The 26010-nt window shown below is 46.1% G+C and carries 27 protein-coding genes and 1 pseudogene; 17 read left to right on the forward strand and 11 right to left on the reverse strand.

Features of this window, described 5'->3' with window-relative positions; all coding sequences use genetic code 11:
• Positions 1 to 32: 32 nt before the first annotated feature.
• The gene (gene yjjG, locus AC5YB3_RS13740) at positions 33 to 770 is read left to right on the forward strand and encodes a pyrimidine 5'-nucleotidase (protein ID WP_311988333.1); all 738 of its coding nucleotides are present in this window, start codon (positions 33 to 35) and stop codon (positions 768 to 770) included.
• A 34-nt stretch (positions 771 to 804) separates the two neighbouring features.
• On the opposite strand, the gene AC5YB3_RS13745 is transcribed toward yjjG, so the two are convergent.
• Positions 805 to 1443, reverse strand: a complete 639-nt coding sequence (locus tag AC5YB3_RS13745) for an ERCC4 domain-containing protein (RefSeq protein ID WP_006086643.1) — start codon at positions 1441 to 1443, stop codon at positions 805 to 807.
• Between the two features lie 181 nt (positions 1444 to 1624).
• Between AC5YB3_RS13745 and AC5YB3_RS13750 the strand changes: the two genes are divergently transcribed.
• The 3 genes from AC5YB3_RS13750 to AC5YB3_RS13760 all read left to right on the forward strand — a co-directional run bounded on the left by AC5YB3_RS13750 (position 1625) and on the right by AC5YB3_RS13760 (position 3605).
• Positions 1625 to 2758 (forward strand): hypothetical protein, encoded by a 1134-nt coding sequence (locus AC5YB3_RS13750; RefSeq protein WP_115335681.1) that lies wholly within the window; start codon positions 1625 to 1627, stop codon positions 2756 to 2758.
• 386 nt (positions 2759 to 3144) lie between these two features.
• Positions 3145 to 3426 (forward strand): helix-turn-helix domain-containing protein, encoded by a 282-nt coding sequence (locus AC5YB3_RS13755; RefSeq protein WP_006079858.1) that lies wholly within the window; start codon positions 3145 to 3147, stop codon positions 3424 to 3426.
• Positions 3426 to 3605, forward strand: coding sequence for a HipA N-terminal domain-containing protein (locus AC5YB3_RS13760; protein ID WP_011982214.1), 180 nt, complete (start codon positions 3426 to 3428; stop codon positions 3603 to 3605). Before AC5YB3_RS13755 ends, AC5YB3_RS13760 begins: the two co-directional genes overlap by 1 nt.
• Before the next feature lie 187 nt (positions 3606 to 3792).
• Here AC5YB3_RS13760 and AC5YB3_RS13765 read toward each other — a convergent pair whose 3' ends face one another.
• A complete protein-coding gene (locus AC5YB3_RS13765; protein WP_263182067.1) occupies positions 3793 to 4725 on the reverse strand; it encodes a hypothetical protein in 933 nt (310 codons plus the stop codon).
• A gap of 640 nt (positions 4726 to 5365) precedes the next feature.
• Between AC5YB3_RS13765 and AC5YB3_RS13770 the strand changes: the two genes are divergently transcribed.
• Positions 5366 to 6034, forward strand: coding sequence for an inovirus Gp2 family protein (locus AC5YB3_RS13770; RefSeq protein WP_494525522.1), 669 nt, complete (start codon positions 5366 to 5368; stop codon positions 6032 to 6034).
• Between the two features lie 146 nt (positions 6035 to 6180).
• On the opposite strand, the gene AC5YB3_RS13775 is transcribed toward AC5YB3_RS13770, so the two are convergent.
• From AC5YB3_RS13775 to radC, 6 genes are all read right to left on the reverse strand, one after another.
• A complete protein-coding gene (locus tag AC5YB3_RS13775; protein ID WP_494525523.1) occupies positions 6181 to 6903 on the reverse strand; it encodes a lecithin retinol acyltransferase family protein in 723 nt (240 codons plus the stop codon).
• Positions 6904 to 7049: 146 nt separating this feature from the next.
• Complete coding sequence (locus AC5YB3_RS13780; RefSeq protein WP_494525524.1) at positions 7050 to 7610, reverse strand: tyrosine-type recombinase/integrase; 561 nt, start codon at positions 7608 to 7610, stop codon at positions 7050 to 7052.
• A gap of 122 nt (positions 7611 to 7732) precedes the next feature.
• On the reverse strand, positions 7733 to 8146 hold the full coding sequence (locus tag AC5YB3_RS13785) for a DUF2787 domain-containing protein (protein WP_494525525.1): 414 nt from the start codon (positions 8144 to 8146) through the stop codon (positions 7733 to 7735).
• A gap of 144 nt (positions 8147 to 8290) precedes the next feature.
• Entirely contained in the window at positions 8291 to 8671 is a 381-nt protein-coding gene (locus AC5YB3_RS13790) for a type IV toxin-antitoxin system YeeU family antitoxin (protein ID WP_494525526.1), read from the reverse strand.
• Positions 8672 to 8795: 124 nt separating this feature from the next.
• Complete coding sequence (locus AC5YB3_RS13795; protein ID WP_494525527.1) at positions 8796 to 9158, reverse strand: hypothetical protein; 363 nt, start codon at positions 9156 to 9158, stop codon at positions 8796 to 8798.
• A gap of 47 nt (positions 9159 to 9205) precedes the next feature.
• Positions 9206 to 9697 carry a RadC family protein gene (radC, locus tag AC5YB3_RS13800; RefSeq protein WP_494525528.1) on the reverse strand — a complete coding sequence of 164 codons (492 nt, stop codon included), beginning with the start codon at positions 9695 to 9697 and terminating at the stop codon, positions 9206 to 9208.
• Positions 9698 to 9892: 195 nt separating this feature from the next.
• On the opposite strand from radC, the gene AC5YB3_RS13805 reads away from it, so the two are divergent.
• The 9 genes and pseudogenes from AC5YB3_RS13805 to AC5YB3_RS13845 form a co-directional block, all read left to right on the forward strand.
• Positions 9893 to 10117 (forward strand): helix-turn-helix transcriptional regulator, encoded by a 225-nt coding sequence (locus AC5YB3_RS13805; RefSeq protein ID WP_438678178.1) that lies wholly within the window; start codon positions 9893 to 9895, stop codon positions 10115 to 10117.
• 433 nt (positions 10118 to 10550) lie between these two features.
• Positions 10551 to 10736: a helix-turn-helix transcriptional regulator gene (locus AC5YB3_RS13810; RefSeq protein ID WP_494527189.1), complete on the forward strand. Its 186-nt coding sequence runs from the start codon at positions 10551 to 10553 to the stop codon at positions 10734 to 10736.
• Between the two features lie 113 nt (positions 10737 to 10849).
• Positions 10850 to 11044, forward strand: coding sequence for a ribbon-helix-helix domain-containing protein (locus tag AC5YB3_RS13815; RefSeq protein ID WP_494525529.1), 195 nt, complete (start codon positions 10850 to 10852; stop codon positions 11042 to 11044).
• Entirely contained in the window at positions 11041 to 13896 is a 2856-nt protein-coding gene (locus AC5YB3_RS13820) for an SNF2-related protein (RefSeq protein ID WP_494525530.1), read from the forward strand. The genes AC5YB3_RS13815 and AC5YB3_RS13820 overlap by 4 nt, the downstream gene beginning before the upstream one ends.
• The gene (locus AC5YB3_RS13825; protein WP_494525531.1) at positions 13893 to 14984 is read left to right on the forward strand and encodes an AAA family ATPase; all 1092 of its coding nucleotides are present in this window, start codon (positions 13893 to 13895) and stop codon (positions 14982 to 14984) included. Before AC5YB3_RS13820 ends, AC5YB3_RS13825 begins: the two co-directional genes overlap by 4 nt.
• Positions 14981 to 15625 carry a DUF4276 family protein gene (locus AC5YB3_RS13830; RefSeq protein ID WP_494525532.1) on the forward strand — a complete coding sequence of 215 codons (645 nt, stop codon included), beginning with the start codon at positions 14981 to 14983 and terminating at the stop codon, positions 15623 to 15625. Before AC5YB3_RS13825 ends, AC5YB3_RS13830 begins: the two co-directional genes overlap by 4 nt.
• Before the next feature lie 23 nt (positions 15626 to 15648).
• Positions 15649 to 17286 carry a site-specific DNA-methyltransferase gene (locus AC5YB3_RS13835; RefSeq protein ID WP_494525533.1) on the forward strand — a complete coding sequence of 546 codons (1638 nt, stop codon included), beginning with the start codon at positions 15649 to 15651 and terminating at the stop codon, positions 17284 to 17286.
• A 9-nt stretch (positions 17287 to 17295) separates the two neighbouring features.
• On the forward strand, positions 17296 to 20148 hold the full coding sequence (locus AC5YB3_RS13840) for a DEAD/DEAH box helicase (RefSeq protein ID WP_494525534.1): 2853 nt from the start codon (positions 17296 to 17298) through the stop codon (positions 20146 to 20148).
• Positions 20149 to 20328: 180 nt separating this feature from the next.
• Positions 20329 to 20514, forward strand: a pseudogene (locus AC5YB3_RS13845) (helix-turn-helix domain-containing protein); the annotation flags it as partial.
• Positions 20515 to 20630: 116 nt separating this feature from the next.
• Here the strand turns inward: AC5YB3_RS13845 and AC5YB3_RS13850 are convergent.
• Positions 20631 to 21542, reverse strand: a complete 912-nt coding sequence (locus AC5YB3_RS13850) for a tyrosine-type recombinase/integrase (protein WP_494525535.1) — start codon at positions 21540 to 21542, stop codon at positions 20631 to 20633.
• Between the two features lie 63 nt (positions 21543 to 21605).
• Between AC5YB3_RS13850 and AC5YB3_RS13855 the strand changes: the two genes are divergently transcribed.
• Positions 21606 to 22783 (forward strand): IS3-like element ISSba5 family transposase gene (locus AC5YB3_RS13855; RefSeq protein ID WP_086010626.1). Its coding sequence is split into 2 segments (ribosomal slippage): positions 21606 to 21864 and positions 21864 to 22783, totalling 1179 coding nucleotides; the frame shifts between segments, so codons are not numbered across the junction.
• Here AC5YB3_RS13855 and AC5YB3_RS13860 read toward each other — a convergent pair.
• Entirely contained in the window at positions 22776 to 23120 is a 345-nt protein-coding gene (locus tag AC5YB3_RS13860; protein WP_494525536.1) for an Arm DNA-binding domain-containing protein, read from the reverse strand. The genes AC5YB3_RS13855 and AC5YB3_RS13860 overlap by 8 nt on opposite strands.
• Before the next feature lie 209 nt (positions 23121 to 23329).
• Positions 23330 to 24193, reverse strand: coding sequence for a YicC/YloC family endoribonuclease (locus AC5YB3_RS13865; protein ID WP_006079861.1), 864 nt, complete (start codon positions 24191 to 24193; stop codon positions 23330 to 23332).
• A gap of 212 nt (positions 24194 to 24405) precedes the next feature.
• Here AC5YB3_RS13865 and rph point away from each other — a divergent pair, with 212 nt between their 5' ends.
• A complete protein-coding gene (gene rph / locus AC5YB3_RS13870) occupies positions 24406 to 25119 on the forward strand; it encodes a ribonuclease PH (protein ID WP_006079862.1) in 714 nt (237 codons plus the stop codon).
• 176 nt (positions 25120 to 25295) lie between these two features.
• Entirely contained in the window at positions 25296 to 25937 is a 642-nt protein-coding gene (gene pyrE, locus AC5YB3_RS13875; protein ID WP_259511916.1) for an orotate phosphoribosyltransferase, read from the forward strand.
• Positions 25938 to 26010: the final 73 nt, after the last annotated feature.

Consider the following 26010-nt stretch of genomic DNA (forward strand, 5'->3'; position numbering starts at 1 on the left):
GCATTGCCGCAATCGCCGATGTACCATTCTCGATGCCACTGAACGGCATGGGGATGGGTTTTAGCTATTTTGTCAGAAAGAGAGTTCCTATGTCCTTGCCTTACCAATGGATTTTGTTCGATGCCGATGAAACCCTATTTTATTTTGATGCCTTAAAAGGGCTTAAGTTGATGTTTAGTGAGTTTGGGGTCGATTTTACCCAAGCCGATTTTGACGAGTATCAGTTAGTTAACAAACCGCTTTGGGTCGATTATCAAGATGGCAAAATAACTGCCGCCGAGTTGCAGACCATACGTTTCGAGCCTTGGGCAGCCAAATTATCTGTCACGGCCATGACGCTCAATAGTGCCTTTTTATCAGCAATGGCCGAAATTTGTTCGCCGCTACCCGGTGCTCGCGAGTTATTAGCCGCGCTGCAAGGTAAAGCTAAATTGGGCATCATCACCAACGGTTTCACTGAACTACAAACCGTGCGATTAGAGCGTACAGGCTTGCAGCATCATTTTGATATTTTAGTGATTTCAGAAAAAGTCGGCATAGCCAAACCCGATGTAGGCATCTTCGAACATGCTTTCGAGCTCATGGGTCATCCTGAGCGCGATTCTGTGCTCATGGTCGGTGATAACCCACATTCAGATATCCAAGGCGGTATCAATGCCGGTATTCATACTTGCTGGTATAACGTCCACGGCCACGACGTACCTGCCGGTATCGCCCCGAACTATCAAGTGAGTTCGCACCAAGAGCTATATAGTTTATTGTTCGGGTAAGTCAACAGGCACTCAGCTTATGCTGTGAAGTCACTTAGCGAGTCAGCACTTCACGGATCTTACTTGCTTTATTTTTACCTATACCACCCACTTGCATCAATGCCTCTTCAGATGCTGTTACGACTGCCTCGACACTGGCGAAATGGCATAAAAGTTTATTGGCGAGTTTAGGGCCTACCTCGGGTAGGCTTTGCAAGATGAATAATTGCTGATTTTTCTTGCGTTTGGGCTTACGTCCCGTGAGGGTTAATTCATGTTCTCTACGGTTTAACTGAGTGGCGCAAAAATACAGAATTTTGGCTGTTTCAGTTTGCGATAGACTGCGCAGTATTGGGATGTGGAAATTGATTGAAATCGAGCACAGCGCCCCGATTAACGCTTCTCTGCGTATCTGGTAACATGCGATATCTTGTGTATAACCTTCGATAAGCAGGGCGGTATGATTTGGGCTCTGGGCTAATCTGGCCACCTGTGAGAATAGGCGCCCATCGCATAATGATTGCACGAGATCGGGCAACGTTTTACGTTCAATCAGCCAACCATTGAGTTGATAATCACCCAATTTTAGGTGTTTTTTGATGAGTGAGAGATCTTCGTGCAGTGACAGCTCATAGATGATTTTTTCTGCATGTTCTCTATCGTCATAAAAGAGAGGGATTTTAGCCGCTGCCAATTTTAGTGACCTCAACCGAGTGACATATTCAGGATTGTTTATGAGTGTAGTCAGGCTGAACAACAAGCACAAAAGTTGTCTTCAGCTTTCTGAGTCGCCTAGTTAAAATTTAGTTATACCTATATCTGTTCGTTTGGCCAGCTGCATTAAGACAGCGCTAGAAAATCAATGTGAGTTAGCTATGAGTGAATATCAGTATTATCGATTCGAATGTGTTAACAGTAGCTTGTCGGTCCCGCAGCGGAATAGATTAAGGAATATTTCTAGCCGAGCAGAGATCACCAGCCACTCCTTTTGTGTTCAATATCATTACGGTGATTTAAGTGCCGATCCAGAAGCCTTAATGATGGATTTTTTTGATATTGGCTTTTATTACACCAATTGGGGGCAAGTGAATGCGTATCTTAAATTGCCAGCCGGTACAATCCCCTGTGATTTCAAGGTAATAAATGCTGACTTTTATGTGTCTTTTGTCGAGAATAAGCAGAGCCAATTACTGATATTTACTTTAGAAGATGATTATCGCTACCGCGACGATGAGAGTGCCGAATCCTTTATGCTGCATTTGGTGGCACTAAGGACAGAACTATTAACTGGCGATTATCGTGCTTTGTATTTTCATTGGTTAAGCCAAGCCAACGATGATATGGCCTTAGAGCCCTTGCCGCTTATAGCCTTTGATTTTCACCAGTTAACCCAGGCGCAATTGGCATTTACCACACTCTTTGACATCCCTTTACCATCGATACGTGCTTTACATCTTTTGCTGCAGTCAATGCCTGCACATGTTCCTCAACCCACAGTATTAACGGCACAGCAGCAGGTGGCTAAGCTAACGGATGCCGAGAAGGACGCGTTGCTTTGTTGCTTATTTGATGAAGGGAAAATATTTGCGGCGGATGCGTATGCGCTCCTCAGAACGCAAGAAACACCAATAGAGTACTCCGACTGGGTAACAGTTGCATCGTTGCATCCCTTCTGGCATGTAGCAGAAAAAGAAGTGATGCAAGAAGAGCGCATGGCAGAGGCCGAGCGTCTTGCCCGTGAGACGTTATTGCGTAATGAACATCTTGAAGCGGTTTATAAAGCGCATCAAAGCCATTGGGATAGTGCTTTTGAGGAGGCTGCTCGTGGGTGTGCCAGTGGCTATGATAATGCCGGCCGTACCTTGCAAGTGTTGTTCGATGCTTATCAACTAAAACAATCTTCCAGCGAGTTTAAACAAAATTTTGATGTTTTTATTAGCAAAAATAAACAGCGTAAAGCACTGATTAAGCGGTTAGAACCGTTACAGAAAATTATGCTATCGCTTTGATTTAGTTATTTTAATGCCAATAGCTATGGCGCTGTGATCGAGTGATGTGTTTTGCTTTATTAAAAGTGAATTAGATTGAGTCGCCAAGATAAATTCATGATAAATAAGGTTTTTTGTTTATTAGATTGTAGTTGAACACGACAACACACTATTCGACATTTGAAACTGAATGTCGGTTCTGCATTTCAATTAAATTCAGCGCTCCTTGGCAATGACTCCCCCCATTTCTTTTGTCTTTTATGGTCAGGCTACCCGCCGTAGCGGGTGAACTATGTTTAACGCCTATAGCGTGTGAATGTGTTTTTAACGGTTTAGGCGTGTAAACTTTGACTTACCTGCTTAGCGTGTACAGTAAGAGTTAAGAACAGTTTAAAGGTAAAGCTATCATGAAGGTGACCAACGCAAAGCAGTTGAGTACGTATCTAAAAGATGCGCGGCTGAACGCGCAGCTCTCGCAAAGCAAGGTGGCGAGCAAGGTAGGTATTCGCCAGGATACCGTTTCAAGCTTTGAGTTGAACCCGGATTCGACCAAATTAGAAACGCTGTTTAAGATCCTTTCTGCATTAAACCTAGAGCTAGATATAAAGGTTCGGAATCCACAGCTGGTGGATGAGCGCCGCCATGATAACGCCACAGTGCCTGAGCAAGAATGGAAGGAGGAGTGGTAATGGCAGTGCTTGATGTTTATATGAATGGCTACCTTGTGCGTGAATTGACCAAATCATCCACAGGCTCTCATCAGTTTGCGTATGCCCAGCAATGGCTAGCTATACCCGGTAGTCGCCCAATTTCTTTGTCTATGCTGCTACGCAAGCAAGCTTGTAAAGGTTTTTTTCCTGCGCCATAAAATACAAAAAGCCCTTACATTAAGGGCTTTTTGGTATCTAAAACGCGTTAACTATCATTACTCAACGTTTTGGATCTGAATATTTTTATTTACAATAAAGTCATTATTTAACAATGACTAGCATGTTTTGTCCTGTGGTAATTCGCATTGATACCCACCGATATACCCACCACTAGTATGGCGCCTATCAGTTGTTAATTGTCTTATGTGCATCCTGAATAAGTTTATCAATTATATCAGTAATTTTAAGATCATAATGGTCTGCAAGTTGGTTTAGTCTAGTCTTTGTTTTTGTACTCATACTTATGCTATATGCTTTTTTACCTTCAGATTTGTCCCTGAATTTCTTTTGACTCCACGCCTTTTTAATTTTCATAGTGATCAGCTGTTTAGTGTCATCTTCTTCAATCAAGTCAAAAAATGATACAATTGCTGAGTATTTTTCAGCGTCAGTACTAGGGAGCCATAGTGTATTTTTGTGAGGAGGGTTTTCGAGGGCTTGTAGGTAGTCCCACACCCAATCAACTTGGATTTGGTCCTTTATTTCTAACCACTTTGTAATTATTTTATTATTAAAAATCGGTTTCCAAAGGTTGTGAATTAGTTGGATGATTTCTCTTTGGCTTTGTAGGTCTGCTTCTCCTGACTTAAATGCCAGTTTAATTTGCTCAATCCTTTTGGTTAAGTCTGTTACATCTTTATCGAAAGCACGGTAATCGATTCTAATTATGGGATAATTTGATTTAAAATTATCCATGTGATATCCATATGGGTAGCCTGTAAAGGCGTGGAGCCCTTGTTCTGAGGGATAACTATTAGGTTGAGAGTATACTTTTAGGAAACTCCATGCCCAGTTCCAAAATCTTTCTTCTTTTTTATCAAGCCATTTAAATTCATCTGGTTGCAGTTGCCCTTCTTTCTCAAACGTCTCCTTAAGCTTTGCCAGTTCTTGTGGAGTAATTTGATGTGTACTTCTCAAGTATTCATAAAAATGAACAAAGTCGATGGGTGCTGTACATTGGTATTGGGTTCCCAGTTTAAAATTTAGTTGAATGAAGTAATACCACAGCTCTCTTTGAGAGGAAGCGGTAAGAAATATGTTGTCAATATTGATTTTCATTAGCATTTTCTACTTTGTTTCTATAACTACATGGTAGTATTTTTGGTGTTTTTAACAAGTATTTTTAGTTTATTTTATAAATATTTTTAGTAGATTCATGTAGAGTTTTTGATGGTATATTTATTGAGATACTTACGTTTAGTAAGGCTAAGAACGATAATCAAGCATTCTTATGAGGTTATTACCTTAAATAATTGCTTAATATGGTCAAAGCTATGGACGGCATGTCGGAACCGATTTTAGATGGGGAACTATGCTTGCTAATTGCCAGTTACTAGTGTGTTTAATAGGGGATATTGCTCTGCGTTGGCTTAATAGAAAATGTAGAAATAATTTAATCATCGAGTAAGGTGCGCTCTAATTGCCCTTGCACGCCCGATCTACTACTCAATGATTGACGGGGATTTCAGTTATTGTGATTGTCTGTTTGTTAATACTATAACTCTGTAGTTATGACTAATACTCGATAGTATTCACTCAACTAGTATGTCTAACACTACCTTACCCATGAACATACAGGGTTAGCTGCCATCAAAGGCGAGCTAACCTTTGCAAGTGATATCAAGCCCTTTGGGGCTTTTGAGTTATAAATTACACAGACCCCATACGTTATGTAACTTAACCAATATGGGATATCAATATGTACTCACGTCACACCTTAAACACTAACCTTACTGTCATCAATAATGGCCAATACCAAGGCCTCAATGTTTATCCTAGGCCACTAAGCGCTGATTACTTAAGCGCCATTCTACAGACCTTACAGGCTGCTCTGAATGAGCACCCTCGTACCTTTATGGTGCGGTTTGATTTGCATCTACCACAGCTCAATTTTCGCGACTCACCTATAGTTTATGATTCAACGGTGATCAGCAAATTCTTTAAATCTCTGAATGCTAAAATCCAGCATGACAGGCTTATCAAGGGCCGTGAGGGTAAACGGGTGCATCCTTGTACTCAACGCACTATTTGGGCAAGGGAGCGAGCTGATGCCGATACAGACCATTACCATAGCGCTATCTTCCTCAATAACGATGCTTATAACCATCTCGGTAATTACAATCGAAGTGGACAAAACCTGAGTACTAAGATTGTTGAAGCCTGGGCCAGTGCTTTAGGGCTCGATGATTTCAGTACGCGGCATTTAGTCCATTTTCCAGAGGATACGCCAGTTTATTACATCAATCGTAACGCACCGAATTATCTCCAAACCTTTGCAAGTGCTTTCTTCCGCTTGAGCTATTTTGCAAAGCTAGAGACCAAGCATTATGGTGATAGAACACGTTCATTCGGTTGTAGCCGTATTTAAACGTGGTGACAGAGTGATTAGCGTCTTAAGGTTTAAGCTAAAAAAGAAAGGTGCTTAGCTGTGGGACTCGATCTTTATAGCTCCTTCGGTATGTCAACGATAGCGGCTTGAAGGCCGCTTCGTTGTTAAAGAGATGACTCTAATACTTATGACCTTAGCCAATGCCATGCATCGGATATCAGTTCAGCACCGGCCTTTACGCCATTAACCCCTACCTCAGCTACTGTCAAAACCGTGTTTAAGCCAGTTTCTAAACTGCCTGTGACAAGCTTGATCCCTGCATCGGTAATCTTACCTTGGCTTAAGCAATCATAACTCTCACCCAGGGTTTGCGTGGTGCCTTTTAGTAGGCATTCAGCAGGTTTAGCAACAAGATCTCCTGGTGTCCCTAGTAGCGTGTTGACGTTGTCGGGTAGCACTAGGTATTCGCCGGTCATTTTGATGGCGGTAGAGGCTAACACAAGGTTTGCGACTGTCCCCGTTGTCAGCTTTGAAGCAGTGCTTCCCAGCAAGCCTGCTCTGGCAGAGCCTTGCAGGGCAAGGTGAGTGAGATTACTCACTTGATTGGAGGTGCTGCTCCCTTCTAAGCATTCATTGACGAACTGCTCACAATTGTTGGTGGCAACGCCGTATCGTGTGTGACCCAGCTGACTGCGTGCAAACTCAATGGCTTGATGAGGAAACAGCGTGGACTTTTTCACTCTGACACTATGGTCATCAGCAAATCGCTGCAGGTCGATTTCCTCAATAATGCCATGTTTAGATAAGTGAATAACATTTCCATGGTCAACATAGAGGCCATGGTGTTCGGTTAAGCCAAGAAAATCGATATTGGTGACGAGGTGATCGCCAGGTTGTAGTACTTGCATGAATATTTTCCTTAGCCAGGGTTTCATCGTTGCGACGAGCTATTTCGCTATGCAGCCTTGGTAAGGCTGTACGTGTTCGCATTGATAGTCAGTTGGCTGTGTGAGGATTTAAGGGGAGGCGCTATCTTGTAAGAGGTAAGCGCGGGTTAGATTTCTAGCTCGACAAAGTCCTTATCAATATCGTCCTGCTCAATACCGATATAGCGCAGGGTAGTTTCTTCGGCGCTGTGCCTGAGCATCTTCATTACTCGGCCAATATCTTTGGTTTGTTGATAAAGCAAATAGCCTCGCGTCTTACGCATTGAGTGGGTGCCTAAGGCGATTTTGAGCTCTTCCCCAATCATCGCTAGGGCGCGGCAAATATAGCGCCGTGACAAAGGCGCGGGTTTGATGTTTTTCGCTCGTTGATTACGGTAGGACTGAAACAGATAGATATGGTTAGGATGCTCGCGCGCAATACGCTGTACCCGTTCCAGCGTCTTTGAGTTGAGCTTGATGTTGGCGATTTTGCCAGTTTTGGATTCCTTAATGATAAGTCTATCGCCGTGGATATCACTGAACTTAATCGAGAGTAAGTCAGAGATCCGCAGGGCGAGATTAAGGCCGATATTCCACACATCGGCCAGTTGCTGACTAAACTGTCTTTCGAGTAGATAGCTGATAAGCTTAACGGTGTCTTGATCTTGAACCGCGTGAACCTCAGGCATGGTCATGTTCCTCTTTTTTGCTATAGCGTGTTTTTGGGCACTTTCGTTGCAAAAAGCCTTATGGGGCAATGGTTTGAGTGTTCCCGTTTTAGGATTCTGGGAACTTCATTTGGCTAAGTGGTTTAGTCCAAGCTGACCTTCACCTTGTAAACCCCCATATCGAAATATGTGGCAAAGTTTTGGGTAAATAAATCGATTAATGCTCTGCATTCCCGCTCGCCAATCCAGCCACCAAACAGGCTATAGACCTGCTTGCTGTTAAAGCAGATATCGATGTCTTTAACGAGCTCAGGGAAGGGATGGCCGCGAAAAGCAAAGTCGGTGACGTACACTAAGCGCCAATGTTCTTGCTGTTTCTCAAGCCGGACTTCGACGGGATGAAAGCCACCATCTTCGGCGCTGTAATCTGGATCTCGAAAATTAAGGGTGATGGCGTTGGCGTCTTTTGGATCGACGTTAGCCAGCTCCTTTTCAATGACTTGGTAAAAACGATTAGGCATTAATGGCAGTTGGTTACGGTTAATGATTAACTTCATGGGATATTCCTTCTTTGATTTATGCGCACACGCAAGAGCCTAGGAGCTAAAACTCCTGGGCTCTGCTGTGTTTGCTGGTGGGGTAACGATTGCGTGAAACGAGTCTGATGGAGCGTGATGAGGTATTTAGAATGTGCTTTGGTGTTAAAATGTTATCGAAGGGCTGTATGTTAATGCGGGTAGTGGTTTGTCAGCGGTTTGATAGACAGCAATATACAAATAACCATGGCTGCCTAAGGTATCGGCCTCACAGGTAAAGTCATCGTACTCAATGGTGACGCAGTGCTGCTCTGTGGCATCTATCTCACCGGTGACGACTAACCGCTCAAGTTGTTTAACCAATTTCGGAAAGGCGTGATTGAAGCGTTTGCGTACTTCAGGGGAAAACTCACCGACAAAACTTGCTCTGTCATTGAGATAATCCAAATGCAGACCACGCAAAATCAGTCTCGCACCAAAGCGGGGAGATATTTTACGGGGCAGACCCCAGGCGTGCTCAATATCGAAAAGTTTTAGGGTTGTCATAGGAACCTCTATGGTTGAAAGGGTGAAACTTTAGGAGTGGGTTGCTTGTTCGCTGGTGAGCTAAAGCAGTGATAAATACAAGTGATTAGTGGACTAGATGACGTTTAGGTAACGGTTTGCAAAATTAGGTATGGACGCTCCAATTGGGTTGCTCATTGCTGCCATGGTTAAAGTACACGCCGTTGATCACCCGTTGCCATTCACCCATAGGCACTCCATAAGTGTCACAGGGGCAAACATAGCGGCAAAAGCTGATCTCCTTGGGCAAGTGCTCAACCACATCACGGTGAAACACACTCAATACGGTTTTATGCAGCTTTGGATTAGGTGCCACAATTGGCTTGCCAATCACTTGGCCCATGGCATTAAGTGGCCGCACAAACATCGGCAAAATCAACTCAATCACTAATCGGTTACGCAGTTCTGGAAACGCGGCGCAGGCCTCAGCAACGCAGGCCTGCGAAAAGCTGTCGGTAAATTCAATCATGTTGGACTCCTTAATTGGGAGTGATAAAAAGCAGCTTGAATGCGGGGCTAGAGTAAGCCTCGCTCAGCAAAGGACACTGGCGTACGGCCAACCACAATATGGTCAAGCACTCGCACATCAATAAGTCCCAGTGCGTCGGTTAACCGTTTAGTGATGTTTTTATCTGCAGCCGAAGGTTCAGACTCGCCGGATGGATGGTTGTGGGCAAAGATGACCGCCGCCGCATTAACGGCCAACACAGCTTTAACTACTTCTCGGGGATAGACGCTGGCGGCATCTAAGGTGCCAAAGAACAACTCTTTAAATTCAAGTAATTGATGCTGGTTATCCAGCAGCATCACCGCAAACACCTCCCGCTCATAACCGCCGAGTTTGTAAGTTAAAAAATCCTTAGTTGCCTGTGGATTGGTATAGGCGTCCTTCTTAACATAACGCTCGGCAATGATATTGGCGGCAGAGGCGAGGACCTCTTCTGTTGTTTGTGGCCAGTGACTCACGGAGTTAGTAACTGGTTCTATGTGCGTCGCTTTTGTTGACATATCAGGCTCCTTGAAAGCGTTAATGGGCTTATGCACAGGAGTGATATATATCTGTAATCGTTTCCAATCGAGGTTTTACGGGGGGATTAAGCAGGATTGTTAGGGGAGGAAGCGAGATCCACGCAGTGGATTTTACCCGCCAGTAAAAAAATACCAGCACTGGTAATAGAATGAAACTAACACCAGGAGCTCACCATGACATCGCCTCAAAAACTCATTAGATTAAAAGACGTTATCGCTTGCACAGGCCTGGCCCGTTCCACTATCTACAAATACATCGACGAAGGTATTTTTCCTAAGGCGGTTTCCTTAGGCGGCAGAGCCGTCGCATGGGTTGAAAGCGAAGTACAACAATGGATTTTGGCACGCATTGCCGCGCGGGATGAAGAATATGGTCTTCTTGATGACACCAGCTGTTAAACCTTAGTTAGCAGTTTCGTTCAGTGCATAAAAAAGGGGGTAGTTAACCCCCATTGGTTTAGACACTCACCTTAATGGTCATGGTCCAGCGCCCACTTAAAGCCAGCGACAACACCTAACAAAAACAACTCAGATGCTTGCCGGTTCATCACCCAATTAAACATCATTAGACTCCTTAAGCACTCGGTAGATACCCACGCCGACGACAAAGCCAGCAATAAATGCAATAGGCATAACGCCTCCTTATTAAATTAATCGGCAAAAGCAGCTGGTGGCTTCAATGCTACCAGCTGCTTGGCTGAGCCATTAATCAGCTACAGCACAGAGGTGATATAGATGTGTAAAAAGTTGGAGACCGCCAAATTTCACAGCTAAAGGTAACCGCCACTCCTCATGGTTTAAACTAAACTAGAGGATTCAAAAAACGAGATTAATCAGACTAAAAGAAGGTATCGACTTCACCGGCCTTGCTCGTTCAACCATCTACAAATACATCGATGAATGCACTTTCCCTAAGTCGATCTCCCTAGGCGATAGAGCTTTAGCATGGGGCGAAAGTGAAGTACAGGAGTGGACATTGGAAAGGATAGCAGCAAGAGATTGTGCAATAGTCAGATAATGATGGAAGGGCATCCTTTCAAAGAAGTTCACATTGTCAAAATATTGAGTGTTATAAGGGTAACTTCGTGATGTAATGTGATGCATCTCGTATCACTTGTTGGAAGAGGCGCTATGAAATCCGTCAGAACGACTGTCTCTTTATCTCATTCCCAGCTCGAATCCTTACAACGGATAGCTGAAAGCAATCAGGTGTCTATCTCATGGCTTATTCGCCAAGCTGTAGGGGATTTTCTGGCAGTTCATAACGAGGAGCTTTTCCACCCCCTCAAGCGTAAAACTGCACAGCAAGAAGGCCATCAGGAATGATATTCTATTCACCACATCAACAGGCTTGGCTTGCCCATAACCTGACCCTGGAGGGCAAGGCGGAAGAATCGTTAACTAAAACGATGGCCGGTGCCAAGGTGGACATGAACCCGCATCAGATTGAGGCGGCGATGTTTGCCTTAGCTTCCCCGTTGTCTAATGGCGTTATTCTGGCCGATGAGGTTGGATTGGGAAAAACGATCGAGGCCAGCTTGGTTTTGGCGCAAAAATGGGCTGAACGTCGGCGAAAGTTGCTTTTGATCGCCCCTGCGACTTTGCGCAAACAATGGAGCCAAGAGCTTGAAGAGAAGTTTTCGCTCCCTTCTTTCATCATGGAGGCCAAGTCCTTCAATGCGGCGAAAAAGACAGGGATAGCCAATCCGTTTGATATGGAATGTACCTTTGGTCAGCCAGCAATCTGTATCTGTTCCTACGAGTTTGCCGCTCGGAAAGAGTCCGAACTACAGCGCATCCCATGGGATCTCGTCGTCATGGATGAAGCGCATAAGTTGCGCAATATCTATAAAAGTGATGGGGCCAAAACAGCCAAGGTGCTTGATAACGCCTTAATGGGCATCAAGAAGGTCCTTCTTTCCGCCACGCCATTGCAGAACAGCATGCTGGAGTTGTATGGACTTGTATCCATCTTAGACCCGCACTTTTTTGGCGATTTACCATCGTTTAAGGCTCGGTATGGTCGGCAGCAACTGGAGCCAGTTGAACTGGCTATGCTGCGAACTCGATTGAGCAAGGTTTGTTATCGCACTCTTAGACGTCAGGTCCAAGAAGAGGGCGGGATCAGCTTTACTCGCCGTTATTCAATGACTGAGGACTATCGACCGTCAGCGCAAGAAGAGCAATTGTACCGGCAAGTATCCGAGTACCTGCAGCGTGAAGATCTGCTGGCAATCAAAAGCGGTGCTAGGCATCTGGTGACGCTGGTTATTCGTAAAATTCTGGCGTCCTCTTCGCATGCAATTCAAGGTACTTTACAGACCATGATTGCACGGCTGGAAAAAAAGCTGCCCCTGCTTGATGCCTTGGCAGATTATGAGCATTTCTCTGACCTTCAGGATGAAGAAGGGATTGGTGACGAGGAGCTGATCGACCCACAAGCCCTGCAGGCCGAAATTGATCTACTTAAGGATTTTCAAGGCATTGCGAGTAGTATTTCGAACAATGCCAAAGCTGATGCGCTTGTTCGCGTTCTCGAGCGTGCATTTGAAAAAACGGCTGAGCTAGGTGGATCACGCAAGGCGGTGATTTTTACCGAATCGGTTCGAACGCAAACATGGTTGGCAGAGATGTTAGCCACCCAAGGCTATGACGGCCAAATCGTGATGCTGAATGGTAGTAACAGCGACCCGGTGTCGAAACAGATCTACCAGGACTGGCTTGAACGTCATCGAGGTTCAAGCCGTGTCTCTGGCTCCAAAACAGCAGACATGAAAGCCGCTCTGGTTGAGAAATTCCGCGATGATGCCACCTTGATGATCTGTACCGAAGCCGGTGCGGAAGGTATTAACCTACAGTTCTGCTCCTTGCTGATCAATTACGACTTGCCATGGAATCCGCAGAGGGTAGAGCAGCGCATTGGTCGCATTCACCGCTATGGTCAGAAAAATGACGTGGTCGTGGTCAATTTCATCAACAAAGGCAACCGCGCCGATGAGCGCGTATTTGAGCTGCTTAGCCAGAAATTCCAACTCTTCGAGGGCGTCTTTGGGGTCTCGGATGAAGTACTTGGTTCTATCGAATCTGGCGTCGATATTGAGCGCCGGATCCACGATATCTACCAGCGTTGTCGCAGTGATGAGCAAATTGAGTCTGAATTTAATGCTTTGCAAGAAGAACTCAGGGAGCATCTGGAAGCCAAAAATAGCGACACTAGACGTTCACTCTTCGAACACTTCGATACAGAGGTCGTCCATCGTCTTAACCTTCGTCGCGGCAAGACAACAGAGGAACTGACTGCTTATCAGCACAAGATGTTGTTGCTGGCGCGTATGGCCTTACAGAGGAATGATGACTTTAGTGAGTCCAAGGGTGGCTTTGTCTGGCTGGGGAACAAGTACAATCTGAACTGGCAAAATGCAGAAATTGAGGAAGGCGAGTTTTTCCGCCCCCACGATGGACTTGGAGCCGCATTGATCGAGCAAGCCAAGACCGTGCCATTACCACCTGTTGCACTCCAGTTTGTTTATGAACGCTCGCCGGAGCAAGGCCAATGGGTTGATGTGAAGGGGCAGATAGGTAATAGCGGTTTGCTCAAAGTCATCAAGGTGAGCATTGAGTCAGAGGCGCAGCGACGTGAACAATTGCTGCTGCTAGCCACTAACCATCATAGCGAGCAGTTGCATAGCGAGACGGTCGAGCGGCTGTTGCAACTCCCGTTAGCACAGGCTCCACTCGTCATTCCAGAGCCCGATGCATCAGCCCTGTTAGACCTGCAGCAAACACGGCTGGGAGATTTCCTGCGTGAGGTGGAGCGGGATAACGAAACCTACTATGGCGAAGAAGTCGAGAAGCTGGAACGCTGGTCAGAAGACAAACGCATTGCTCTGGACCTGCGTATCAAACAGTTGGATCAGGAGATCAAGGAAGCACGCAAGGCATCCCGGCAGCTGACCTCCTTACAGGAGAAGATGGAGGCCAAGAGGGCCCTTAAGCAGTTAGAGAGAGAACGAGATAACGCCATGCTGCATTATTACGAAGAGAAAAAACTGATTGAACAGGAGGAGGACCGCCTGTTGGAAGAGGTTGAAGCACGCCTGGCCACCGAAACCCGCGTAACGGAGGTCTTTACAGTAATATGGCAGATCGTAGCTAATGAATGTGAGGCTGCAGCATGAAGGATGTGACCAGTAGTGACCAGTTGAGCCGCATAGTGATTGATGGCTATAAATCGATTGCTCATTGTGACCTTAAAATGGGCAGTATGAATGTACTAATCGGTGCCAATGGTGCCGGTAAATCAAACTTCATCGGATTCTTTAGATTAATTGCTACCCTGCTTGATCACCGTTTGCAATCATTGGTTGGCAAGGCTGGTGGCCCCGATGCTTTGTTACACTTTGGTCGCAAGCAAAGTGAAATGCTTAAAGGTGAACTATTTTTCGGCAATAACGGCTACAAGTTTTCACTGGAGGCTACCAACGATAATCGCATGATGTTTCAACGTGAGGCTTTATGGTGGAGCATGAGTGGTGATAAAGGCGTTACATCTGGGCACTTTGAATCACAAGCCGACCAGCATAAAACCGGTATTAAACAATATACCTTGCCAATTATGCGTCGCTGGCGCGTCTACCACTTCCATGACACCAGCGAAAGTGCCAAGGTCAAGCAGATCCACCGTATCAACGATAATGATTATCTGCGAGAGGACGGGGCTAATCTGGCTGCCTTTTTGTTCCGGGTACAAAAAAATCACCCCAGCCACTACAAGCGGATAATACGTACCATCCGCATGGTAGCACCCTATTTTGGTGACTTTTACCTGCGAGCAACGCCAGATAATCAAGACAGCATTCAGTTTGAATGGACTGAGAAAGATCACGATATCCCCTTCAAAGCCAGTGAGTTGTCGGATGGCACTCTGCGCTTTATTTTGCTGGCGACAGTGTTGTTGCAACCAGAAGAGTTTATGCCCAGCGCCATTATCGTGGATGAGCCCGAATTGGGGTTACACCCTTATGCGATCAATGTTTTGGCTGAATTGATAAAGAGTGTCAGTCATGAGCATCAGCTGATTATTTCGACACAGTCTGTCGAGCTTGTTAACCAGTTCGATGCCGAGGATTTGATCGTGGTAGATAAACAAGGCGGCTCCTCAACCTTCAAACGCCTGGAGACTGCGTCATTAAGCGAATGGTTAGAAGATTACAGCCTTGGTGATTTGTGGAAGAAAAACCTGCTGGGCGGGAGACCACAATCATGAGTCGAGTTTTGGTCTTTGTAGAAGGGCAGACCGAAGAAACATTTGTGCGCGATCTGCTGGTGCCATATTTTTCTCCACTGGGCATTTATCTCACCCCCATCCTGGCACAGACCAGTCCGGGACATAAGGGCGGGATTGTCAGCTATGGCAAGGTAAAGACTCAAGTCACCCGCTTGTGTCGAAAAGATCAAGGAGCCTATGTCACTACCTTGATCTACTACTACGGTTTGCCCACGGACTTTCCTGCGTTAGACAACCAAGTGCAGGATGCACATCAACGCGTGTTACAGATAGAGCTGGCGCTACAACAGGATATCGACGAGACCAACTTTATTCCTAATCTGCTACTGCATGAGTTCGAAGCGCTGCTCTTTTCTGTTCCCGCCAAGTTTGCCGACTGGTTGGATGATGGTGATCCAGTTGCAGAGCTGGAAGCCATTCGTGCTGCGTTTGACTCGCCAGAGCATATCAATAACAGCCCGCAAACTGCGCCTTCCAAGCGGATCCTTGCACTTGTGCCGAACTACAAAAAGACACTGCATGGTCCCTTGATTGCTGAAGATATCGGCCTGGATGCTATCCGCGCCCAGTGCCCCCACTTTAATAACTGGATTGAGCGCCTGCTGGCGCTACCTCGTTAATTTCCATTGGAATTAGAATCACGATGAACAAACAAAAACTTGAACTTACCTGGATTGGCAAGGATAAACGACCACGCCTTGAGCCTCGAATTTTTCTGGAAGATAAGGACCTCTCTTATCAGGTTCCATCGACCGCTACGAGCGGCGAGAGTGATATCAATCGTGCCGTCAATGACAACCTGCTAATCCATGGTGACAATCTGTTGGTACTTAAAGGTTTAGAGCAGAAATATGTAGGAGAAGTAAAGGCTATTTATATAGATCCTCCATATAACACTGGGGCTGCATTCTCTGAATATGATGATGGCCTTGAGCATTCCCTATGGCTGAGCTTAATCAGAGATAGATTGTTGCTTCTGTCCAAACTATTACGTGAAGATGGAAGTATATGGATTAGCATAGATGACAATGAGTATGCCTACTTAAAGGTTTTATGTGATGAAATTTTTGGGAGAGAGAATTTTGTTGGGACAATGATTTGGGAAAAAAGAAAAACAAGAGAGAATCGCCGCGTATTCTCATTTAATCATGACTTTATTTTGGTTTATGCTAAATCAAAGCTTATTTTCGATAAGCAAAGAAACCCACTTCCTATTACTAAGGATATTTTAGCTAGATATAAAAACCCTGATAATGATCCAAGAGGTCCATGGCAATCTATATCTGCATTAGCTCAAGCTGGGCATGGGACATCAAGTCAGTTTTATGACCTTACACTTCCATCAGGAGATGTCGTAAGTCCTCCAAAAGGAAACTGCTGGAGATATTCTCAGTCTAGAATGAAGCAAGAAATTGAGGCTGGAAGGATATGGTTTGGGAAAAGTGGAGGTAATGCGCCGAGAATAAAAAAATATCTTTCTGAGTCAGAAGATAAAGGTGTTACACCTGAAACAATATGGAAGGCTGATGATGTAGGAACAACAGATTCAGCTAAAAAACATATAAACCAACTATTGCATGAAATTTCGTTTGATACACCTAAGCCAGAAGAACTTTTGTCAAGAATTATTCATATATCTTCCAACCCTGGGGATTTAGTTTTAGATTCTTTTGCTGGTTCGGGCACTACTGGCGCAGTTGCGCACAAAATGGGCCGCCGTTGGATAATGGTTGAGCTGGGTGAGCACTGCCACACCCATATCGTTCCGCGTCTTAAGAAGGTGATTGATGGGGAAGATCAAGGTGGCATTTCCAAGGCTGTTAACTGGCACGGTGGCGGTGGTTTCCGTTATCTTCGCTTGGCTCCTTCTTTACTGAAAAGAGATGACTGGGGCAACTGGGTGATCAACAAGGAATATAACGCCGAAATGCTGGCCGAGGCTGTGTGCAAGCATATGGGCTTTACCTATGCACCAAGCCAAACCCAGTTCTGGAATCATGGTTACAGCACCGAGACTGACCATATCTACGTAACCACCGGTTCGCTGGCCTATGACCAGCTCAAGCGGATCGGCGAAGAAGTAGGTACTGACCGTACCCTACTGATCTGCTGCAAGGCATTTATGGCGGAAGGTGCCGACTTCCCAAATTTGACGCTGAAGAAGATCCCCAAAGTTATTCTGAACAAATGCGAGTGGGATCACGATGACTACAGTTTCACCCTCAATGTGCTGCCAGAAGAGCAGGACGAAGAGTGGGCTGATGACGACAGCGAAGAATAAGGAAAAGAGATGAATAACGGGACCACTATCGCCAACCAGATCGGGGCGCGTCTTTCCCTGCGCAAGCCGCAGAGTGAATCGCTCGCAATTCTCTACCGCTTGTTAGAACAACTGAAGCTGGAGAAGGAGCCTGATTTACAGCGCTGGATTGATCTCCTCAAAGCCGAGAAGCTGCCATTCAAGAGTTTTGAGCGAGATTTCCCTTCGCTCTGCTTTGCTCTGGCAACCGGTGTTGGTAAGACCCGCTTGATGGGAGCCATGATCGCATGGCTCTATTTGACCGGACGTAGCCACCATTTCTTTGTCTTGGCTCCTAACCTGACAATTTATGAAAAGCTGAAGCAGGATTTCCTGCCCGGCTCGCCCAAGTATGTGTTCCAAGGCATTCCCGAATTGGCCCAGACACCGCCGGTATTGATCACCGGTGATGATTATCAGGAGGGCCGTGGCGTTCGTCTGGATCAGGTTCAAACGATGAGCGCCACGGGGGATTTGTTTGCTGCCGAGACCGCGCCGCATATCAACATTTTTAATGTTTCCAAGATCAATGCTCTGGATAACAAGAAAGGGGCCGAGAAGTCCAAGCAGGCGAAAATACGTCGCCTTCAAGAGTATATCGGGGACTCCTACTTCAACTACCTGGCCGACTTGCCTGATCTGGTGGTCTTGATGGACGAGGCCCATCGTTACTACGCCGACTCTGGTGCAACGGCAATCAACGACCTCAAGCCTGTGTTGGGTATCGAGCTGACGGCAACGCCGAAAACCACTGGGGCCAAGCCACGAGATTTCAAGAATATTGTGTTTCACTATCCGCTTGCCCGAGCCCTCAATGATGGTTACATCAAGACTCCGGCAGTAGCTACCCGCAAAGACTTCAAAGCCAGTAGTTACAGCGAACAGCAGCTTGAAACTATCAAGCTGGAAGATGGTATCCACCATCATGAATACGTCAAAACCGAGTTGGCCAGCTATGCCAACAATACCGGTAGGCCATTGGTTAAGCCTTTTATGCTGGTGGTGGCGCAAGATACCGCCCACGCCGAAGCCATCAAGTCCCGTATAGAAGACAGTGAATTTTTCCATGGTGCCTATAAGGGCAAGGTTATTACCGTCCACTCTAACCAGACCGGCCAAGAGTCTGACGAAAACACTCAACGCCTGTTAGCGGTTGAGCATGACAAGAGCACCGAGATAGTCATTCACGTTAACAAGCTTAAAGAAGGCTGGGATGTCACCAACCTCTACACCATAGTGCCGTTGCGTGCGTCTGCCTCCGAGATCTTGACCGAGCAGACCATTGGCCGGGGCTTGCGCCTGCCCTATGGGAAACGGACAGGGATAGAGGCCGTGGATCGTTTGACGATCATTGCCCATGACCGGTTTCAAGAGATCATTGACCGTTCCAACCAGGAAGACTCTATCATCAAGAAAACACTCTTCATCGGTGCCGATGATGACGATGACGGGATCCCGGAACATAAGCCCAATCAAGTGATCGTGCCGTCGCAGGCCGATACGCAACTGGGACTAACTCCTACTGATGGTCAGGGCCATCAAGTCAAGGAGGGCTTTGCTCCACCGTACCAGGGCAACAGTACACACACGGGTAATCCTCCTCCGGTTCTCGCAACTGAGGCTCAGCGGCAAGTTGCCGAGATCACCGTCAGAATCATCAGCGATGAAGCCAAACGTCTTGGAAGCAGTAAGGAGCTGCTGACGCCTGAAGTGCTACAAAGTGTTACCCGTAAGGTTCAGCAGGTCATGAAGGAGATATCACCACCTATCTCCAGCCCAGCCATTCAGCCTGAGCTGACCGGTAAGTCTTCCCCTGATCCGATTGCTCCGCGTGAGCTGGATGAGAAGAGTATTGCGAAGCTGGTTGGCCAGATTTCGGAGAAAGTGGCAGAACACACTATCGACATACCCCAGATCGTGATTCTGCCGACCCGTGATGTGAACTATGGCTTTGATGAATTTGAGCTTGGCAGACTAAGCAGCATTGCAATGCGACCTGGTAGTCAGGAGATGCTGCTGCAAAATCTGCAGGACAACAGCTCCAGCACCATTAGTTGGGCTCAAAGCGGTATGTCAGAGGACCGTCTGGAAAACTACCTGGTTCATTATCTCTTCGACCATGACGAAATCGATTATGACGAGCATGCGGGATTGCTTTACCGCCTTGCAGGACAAATGGTAGTGCATTTGCAAACTTACCTGAATGATGAAGAGGTGGAGGTTCTGCTCAAAATACAGGGTCGACAACTGGCAGACTTTATCTGGGGTCAGATGAAACAGCATATGTGGACAACACCAACGGATTACGTTGGTCATGTCACTAAAGGGTTTGATGTATTACGCCCTGCCACCTTCAACTATGCCCACAATGAACAACCACGAGACTTCCGATCACCTGTTCAGGCTGGAGAGAAGAGCAGGGTTCGCCAGATGCTGTTCACTGGCTTTAACAAATGCTGTTATCCGTACCAAAAATTTGATTCTGTCGATGGTGAGTGGCGTTTAGCGCAGATCCTTGAAGGAGATGCCAGCGTGCTCAAGTGGATGAAACCCGCTCACGGACAGTTCCGGATCGAGTATGCCAATGGGCAGAACTATGAGCCTGATTTCGTGGTGGAGACCAAAGATGCCTGTTTGCTGATCGAGCCCAAAAAGGCTGCCGATGTATCAACTCCTGAGGTGCAAGCTAAAGCTCGGGCTGCTGTTCGCTGGTGCAAGTATGCGAACGAACATGCAAGCCAGCATTCTGGCAAGCAATGGCGTTACTTGCTGATCCCCCATGACGATATCGAGTTGGGTCGGAGCATTGCGGGTTTGATGCAAGAACATGAAGTGGTGAGTTGATTTTTAAGATTGAAGCAGCTGTAAGGCACCCTACAGCTGCTTCAATAATCTATTTACAAGGATTTGCTTTAAGATTTGCTTGTCGGCAATGCGGAATTGAGCCCAAATGAATCAGAGCGAAGATTTTGGGAAGATTCTAAAGCTGTGGCCAAATTTTGTTGACCAGAACAGTTACGCGGGGTCGAGCTTGGCTATAACCAAGAGGGGCTTGCTGATAAGGCTGAACTTGCACGTTCGTTTGTATCAAGTGTTGAACGTGGTGTCGCGAAGGCATCTATAGCTTCAGTATGGAAACTAGCCCAAGCGATAAATTGTAATCCATCGGATTTATGGGTAACGGCCGAGAGACTATATGATGCGCGTTAAGGTAGGTGTAAACCTTGAGGATTATACTTCGTAACGCACAGCCTTATGAATGTTATTTTAGCATCAACCCGTTTAATGCAACCTATTAAACGGGTTGAATTTAGCTTAAATAATTATTATTTACACTTTTGGTAATTGATAATCTCTTTCAAATACTGTGACAATTTTTCTAACGCTTCCCTTCGCTCATCGAAATAATCATGCTGGTTATAAATCCCTTCAACACCCTTTAGTTTGTGGTTAAGGCAACGCTCTGCAACGTGCCCTGGCGTTCCTTGTTTTGCAAGCAGGGTGCGGCAGGTACGACGTAGATCGTGCACAGTGAAGTGGGGCATATCACCCATTAAGTTTGGGGGCTGTTTTTTCTTACCAGCTTCGTGGCCAAATAGTTTAGTGATTGCTCGGTTTAGCGTATCAGGGCCCATATGGGGATTTTTACTGGAGCGTCTGCTTGGGAAGAGATACTCGGAGTCATGTGCTCTAATTTTTAACTCATATAACCATCCCATCACTATGGGAGGCAATGGAATCGCAATACCCACACCTGATTTGCTTCTGTCTTTGGACAGATTCCACACCTTTTCATCAAGATTAAACTCCTTCCAAGGCGCTTCAGCCAACTCAGACTTACGTACTCCCAATGTAATCAGTAGTGCACAGGCTAGATAGTTGTCACGGCTAAAGCTGTTACTATTTTCCCTAGCGATTTTAAAAAACGTGGTGACTTCCTCTCGCGTTAAAGCGCGGTCTTTACTTTTTTCTAAGCCACCAGCATCTGATATAGAAAATGCACTTGCGGGATTTGCGCCAAGCAGATCCAGCTTTATGCCGTGATTAAAAAGCTGCTTGCAGTACATTAGAGCATCGTTAGCTATTGCTGGGCGGTTAGTGGCTGCAATGGCTTGTAATACAGCCTTTATGTCTCTGGCTGTGACGCTATCGACGTTGAAGCTGCCTATATGGGGAGCAATGTCTTTACGGTAGATACGTTCGGGGATTTCGTGGTGCTTGAGTCTTTGTAGTGGCACACTAATATTGGCCACCTAAATAGAGGTGATATTATTACCTCGTAGATGACTTTAGGTGAACACATGAGATCGACAACCAGAAAAACATTTAGTGCTGAATTCAAACTTGAAGCAGCCCAATTAGTCCTCGATAAAAACCATAGTATCATCGAAGCTGCAAAGGCGATGAACGTAGGTAAGTCCACTATGGATAAATGGGTGAGACAGTTAAAACTAGAACGCCAGGGTGGCACACCAAAAGCATCTCCGATTACCCCTGAACAAATTGAAATCCGTGAGCTGAAGAAGCAAATAGCTCGTCTTGAGGAGCACAATCTTATCCTAAAAAAGGCTACCGCTCTCTTGATGTCAGACTCGATGAACAATTTACGCTAATCAGCGCACTCAAGCAGAGCCACTCTATTCTCACAATTTGTAATGCATTCAAAGTGCATCGAAGTAGCTATAAGTATTGGCTAAAAAGAAAAGAACATATTGATGCAGACTTTACTATTTTATGCAGTGAAGTGAAGGCCGCACATCGCATTAGTCATGGCTCTGCCGGTGCGCGAACGATAGCGCAATTAGTGACTAACAAAGGGATTGGTCTCAGTCGTTATCGAGCCCGTAATCTAATGAAAAAGCTTGGGTTATTAAGCTGTCAGCAGCCTAAGCATTCTTATCGGAAAGCGACACAAGAGCATGTTGCAATCCCCAATACGCTTAATCGACAGTTTGCAGTAACTCAACCAGATCAAGTGTGGTGTGGCGACGTGACGTATGTTTGGGTCGGTAATCGCTGGGCCTATCTAGCCGTTGTTTTAGACTTATTTTCCCGCAAACCTGTTGGATGGGCTTTGTCATTATCACCAGATAGTGAGCTGACCTGTAAAGCTTTGAAAATGGCATTTGAGTTAAGGGGTAAGCCTGAGAATGTGATATATCACAGCGATCAAGGTTCACATTACACGAGCTTGAAATTCAGACAATTAATATGGCGTCTTCAGATTGAGCAAAGTATGAGTCGTCGCGGGAATTGTTGGGATAACGCACCAATGGAGCGTTTCTTTAGAAGTTTGAAATCTGAGTGGATACCCGCCAGTGGTTATGGGAATTTTACAGAAGCAGATAAAGAGATCACAAATTACATCACTGGATATTACAGTGAGACCAGACCCCATCAATATAATGGTGGGTTAACGCCAAATGAGTCAGAACGTTTATATTGGAATGACTCTAAAACCGTGGCCAATTTTACTTGACCACTACACTTTTAACGTTACCTAAATGCCAATCGGCAAAGAGATCATCAACGGTTTTGATTTTGGATTGCTCTGCACGTTTTTTGGCTATGAGCGGGTCGAGACCATCGCGAAACTGTTTCATTTTGGTAGCAGCTTCCGCACGCGCATCCGCAAGAGACATATCACTGTATTTTGCTAAGGTCATTTCCTTGCGTTTGGATTGCGCCGTGTAACGGAGCATCCAATATGGAACGCCAAGCTTTGGGACAACAAAATACAGACCGGCTCCATCTGCATACCGGCCTGGTTCTCCTTTAGCCTTGGACTCAATCTCTTTTACTGTTAGGTTTCCCATAAATCTACTCCCCATCATGACCTTAAGATTGCTTTTATGAAAGCCAATAATACCCACCACTGACGATCGGGGTTATTGTAGCATACCCACCAATATACCCACCATATGGCGGTGGGTGTTGGTGGATATAGATGGATGTTAGTAGACGGATGAATATTAAAATTGATTAAAAACAATGGTTAATAATACTTGATGGATGGTTGTGGATATCATTCAACGTTTTGGATCTGCTCGCGCATTTGCTCGATAAGAACTTTAAGTTCCACTGCGGCTGAGGTGATTTCAGTGCTGATCGATTTAGAGGCGAGCGTGTTCGATTCGCGGTTAAATTCCTGCATCATAAAGTCTAAACGGCGACCTTCGCTGCCGCCTTTTTTGAGGATACGGCGGGCTTCGGCCACATGGGCTTCGAGGCGATCCATTTCTTCGGCCACATCTTGTTTCTGTGCCAGTAGCACCATTTCTTGCTCGATGCGGGCTGGGTCGAGTTCACCTTTGATTTCCGCAAGGCGGTTGGTGAGCTTTTCGCGTTGATACAGCATCACAGTAGGCATGTGCTCGCGTACAACGGCGATTTGCTCGCTGACTCCGTCTAAGCGGCTTAGTAGCATGTCTTTGATGGCTTCGCCTTCACGGCCACGGGCTTCGATGAATTGATCTATGGCTGAATCGAAGGCTGTCATCAGATCGGCGCCGATGGCATCCATATCTTGTTCACCGCTTGCTAGCACGCCCGGCCAGCGCAGGATGTCGGTAAGATTGACATCGCCTTGTCCCGCTTCTTGCTTGAGCCAATTAGCAGCGCCTAATAGCTGTTTGGCCAGCGCTTGATTCAATTGCAGCTCGTTGTTGCTGTTGTCTGCCAGTTCGTAGCGCAAATTGACTTCAACTTTGCCGCGGCTTAAGCGTTTACGTAGGCGGTCGCGCAGTACGGGTTCGAAACTGCGGAATTGCTCGGGTAAACGTAGGTAAGTTTCGAGATAACGTTGATTGACTGAGCGAATTTCCCAGGAGGCAGTGCCCCATTGTGCTTTGTGCTCGATGCGAGCGTAGGCTGTCATGCTTTGGATCATGGGTTGTCCTAATGGTTTAATCGTCATAATGAGAGGCGATTATAGAGTCAATGGCTTTAGGATTAAAGGCATACAGTATAAGACCGCAAGTTAATGGGTACTTTGCCTAGATGAGTTTGCCAGAGAATCACCCTAAGCATGGCATCCTAAGGCTCAAGCCCTTATAATATGCAGCCAAAATCGGTCAATGACTCAGAATACAGGAATCTCGCATGCGTCCAAGTAACAGAACGCCAGCACAAACTCGTCCCATCACTATCACTCGCCAGTTTACGGCCCATGCCGAAGGTTCTGTGTTAGTGGAATTTGGCGAAACGAAAGTGCTTTGTACCGCCAGTTTTACTGAAGGTGTGCCACGTTTCCTTAAAGGTCAGGGTCAAGGCTGGGTGACGGCGGAATACGGCATGTTGCCACGTTCGACCCATAGCCGTATGGATCGTGAAGCCGCTCGCGGTAAGCAATCTGGCCGTACGCAAGAAATTCAACGTCTTATCGGCCGTGCTCTACGCGCCTGTGTGGATATGAAAGCCCTAGGCGAAAACACTATCGTGATCGATTGTGATGTGATCCAAGCTGACGGTGGCACGCGCACTGCCTCTATCACTGGCGCCTGTGTGGCCTTAGTGGATGCGTTGAACTGGGCGCGTGGTAAAGGCATCATTAAATCTAACCCGCTTAAATTCCTTATCGCTGCAGTCAGCGTCGGTATTTACAAGGGTGAAGCGATCAGCGATCTAGAATATATCGAAGACAGCGCCGCTGAAACTGACATGAACGTGGTGATGACGGAAACGGGAAAGATCATCGAAATTCAAGGCACCGCCGAAGGCGAGCCATTCAGCCACGAAGAATTACTCGAACTGTTGGCATTGGCGAAGAACAGTATTCGTGAAATCGTCGATGTGCAGAAAGCCGCACTGAACTAATAGTGTGGTGATGAACAAGCCCCGTCATGTTATAGAGTGCGGGGCTTTTTATTAGCTGCAACTTTTTATCTGCAGCAAGATGCTAGTGTTAGACAAGCCATGTACCGAATTAAATGTTGCCTAATAAGACATTACCTAATAAAAACCAATAAAAGACAAAGCCGTAAGGAGATATTGTGAAAGCCTATCAACGTGAGTTTATTGAATTTGCCTTAGAACGTCAGGTGTTGCGATTTGGCGAATTTACCCTTAAATCGGGTCGTATCAGTCCTTATTTCTTCAATGCGGGTTTGTTCAATACTGGCCGTGACTTAGCGCGTTTAGGCCGTTTCTATGCCGCTGCGTTGGTGGATTCTGGCATTGATTACGATTTGCTGTTTGGCCCAGCTTACAAAGGCATTCCGATTGCGACCACTACGGCGGTTGCCCTGTGTGAACACCACGATATCGATATCCCTTACTGCTTTAACCGCAAAGAGAAAAAAGATCACGGCGAAGGTGGCAGCTTAGTCGGAAGCGAGCTGAAAGGCCGCGTTATGTTGGTAGACGACGTGATCACTGCCGGTACTGCGATTCGTGAGTCGATGGAAATCATCGAAGCCCATAAGGCACAATTAGCCGGTGTGTTGATCGCCTTAGATAGACAAGAAAAAGGCAAGGGCGAGTTATCGGCTATTCAAGAGGTTGAGCGTGATTTTGGCTGCGGCATTGTTGCGATCATTAAACTTGCCGACCTCATTAGCTATTTATCAGAAAAGCCTGGAATGGAAGCGCAACTTGCCGCCGTGAGCCAGTACCGCGAACAATACGGTATTTGAGTCTAGCGTTTGGCCGCTGGTATTGATCAAGTGGGTATCACTAACTTTGTGAAATCAGTTAATCAGCCAGTAA

Source organism: Shewanella sp. 1311 (assembly GCF_059338235.1).

Excerpts from the sequence above, each read along its gene's own strand:
- yjjG (WP_311988333.1), top strand. The coding sequence starts at position 33 with ATGCCACTGAACGGCATGGGGATGGGTTTTAGCTATTTTGTCAGAAAG.
- AC5YB3_RS13750 (WP_115335681.1), top strand. The coding sequence starts at position 1,625 with ATGAGTGAATATCAGTATTATCGATTCGAATGTGTTAACAGTAGCTTG.
- AC5YB3_RS13755 (WP_006079858.1), top strand. The coding sequence starts at position 3,145 with ATGAAGGTGACCAACGCAAAGCAGTTGAGTACGTATCTAAAAGATGCG.
- AC5YB3_RS13760 (WP_011982214.1), top strand. The coding sequence starts at position 3,426 with ATGGCAGTGCTTGATGTTTATATGAATGGCTACCTTGTGCGTGAATTG.
- AC5YB3_RS13765 (WP_263182067.1), bottom strand. The coding sequence starts at position 4,725 with ATGAAAATCAATATTGACAACATATTTCTTACCGCTTCCTCTCAAAGA.
- AC5YB3_RS13770 (WP_494525522.1), top strand. The coding sequence starts at position 5,366 with ATGTACTCACGTCACACCTTAAACACTAACCTTACTGTCATCAATAAT.
- AC5YB3_RS13775 (WP_494525523.1), bottom strand. The coding sequence starts at position 6,903 with ATGCAAGTACTACAACCTGGCGATCACCTCGTCACCAATATCGATTTT.
- AC5YB3_RS13780 (WP_494525524.1), bottom strand. The coding sequence starts at position 7,610 with ATGCCTGAGGTTCACGCGGTTCAAGATCAAGACACCGTTAAGCTTATC.
- AC5YB3_RS13785 (WP_494525525.1), bottom strand. The coding sequence starts at position 8,146 with ATGAAGTTAATCATTAACCGTAACCAACTGCCATTAATGCCTAATCGT.
- AC5YB3_RS13790 (WP_494525526.1), bottom strand. The coding sequence starts at position 8,671 with ATGACAACCCTAAAACTTTTCGATATTGAGCACGCCTGGGGTCTGCCC.
- AC5YB3_RS13795 (WP_494525527.1), bottom strand. The coding sequence starts at position 9,158 with ATGATTGAATTTACCGACAGCTTTTCGCAGGCCTGCGTTGCTGAGGCC.
- radC (WP_494525528.1), bottom strand. The coding sequence starts at position 9,697 with ATGTCAACAAAAGCGACGCACATAGAACCAGTTACTAACTCCGTGAGT.
- AC5YB3_RS13805 (WP_438678178.1), top strand. The coding sequence starts at position 9,893 with ATGACATCGCCTCAAAAACTCATTAGATTAAAAGACGTTATCGCTTGC.
- AC5YB3_RS13815 (WP_494525529.1), top strand. The coding sequence starts at position 10,850 with ATGAAATCCGTCAGAACGACTGTCTCTTTATCTCATTCCCAGCTCGAA.
- AC5YB3_RS13820 (WP_494525530.1), top strand. The coding sequence starts at position 11,041 with ATGATATTCTATTCACCACATCAACAGGCTTGGCTTGCCCATAACCTG.
- AC5YB3_RS13825 (WP_494525531.1), top strand. The coding sequence starts at position 13,893 with ATGAAGGATGTGACCAGTAGTGACCAGTTGAGCCGCATAGTGATTGAT.
- AC5YB3_RS13830 (WP_494525532.1), top strand. The coding sequence starts at position 14,981 with ATGAGTCGAGTTTTGGTCTTTGTAGAAGGGCAGACCGAAGAAACATTT.
- AC5YB3_RS13835 (WP_494525533.1), top strand. The coding sequence starts at position 15,649 with ATGAACAAACAAAAACTTGAACTTACCTGGATTGGCAAGGATAAACGA.
- AC5YB3_RS13840 (WP_494525534.1), top strand. The coding sequence starts at position 17,296 with ATGAATAACGGGACCACTATCGCCAACCAGATCGGGGCGCGTCTTTCC.
- AC5YB3_RS13860 (WP_494525536.1), bottom strand. The coding sequence starts at position 23,120 with ATGGGAAACCTAACAGTAAAAGAGATTGAGTCCAAGGCTAAAGGAGAA.
- AC5YB3_RS13865 (WP_006079861.1), bottom strand. The coding sequence starts at position 24,193 with ATGATCCAAAGCATGACAGCCTACGCTCGCATCGAGCACAAAGCACAA.
- rph (WP_006079862.1), top strand. The coding sequence starts at position 24,406 with ATGCGTCCAAGTAACAGAACGCCAGCACAAACTCGTCCCATCACTATC.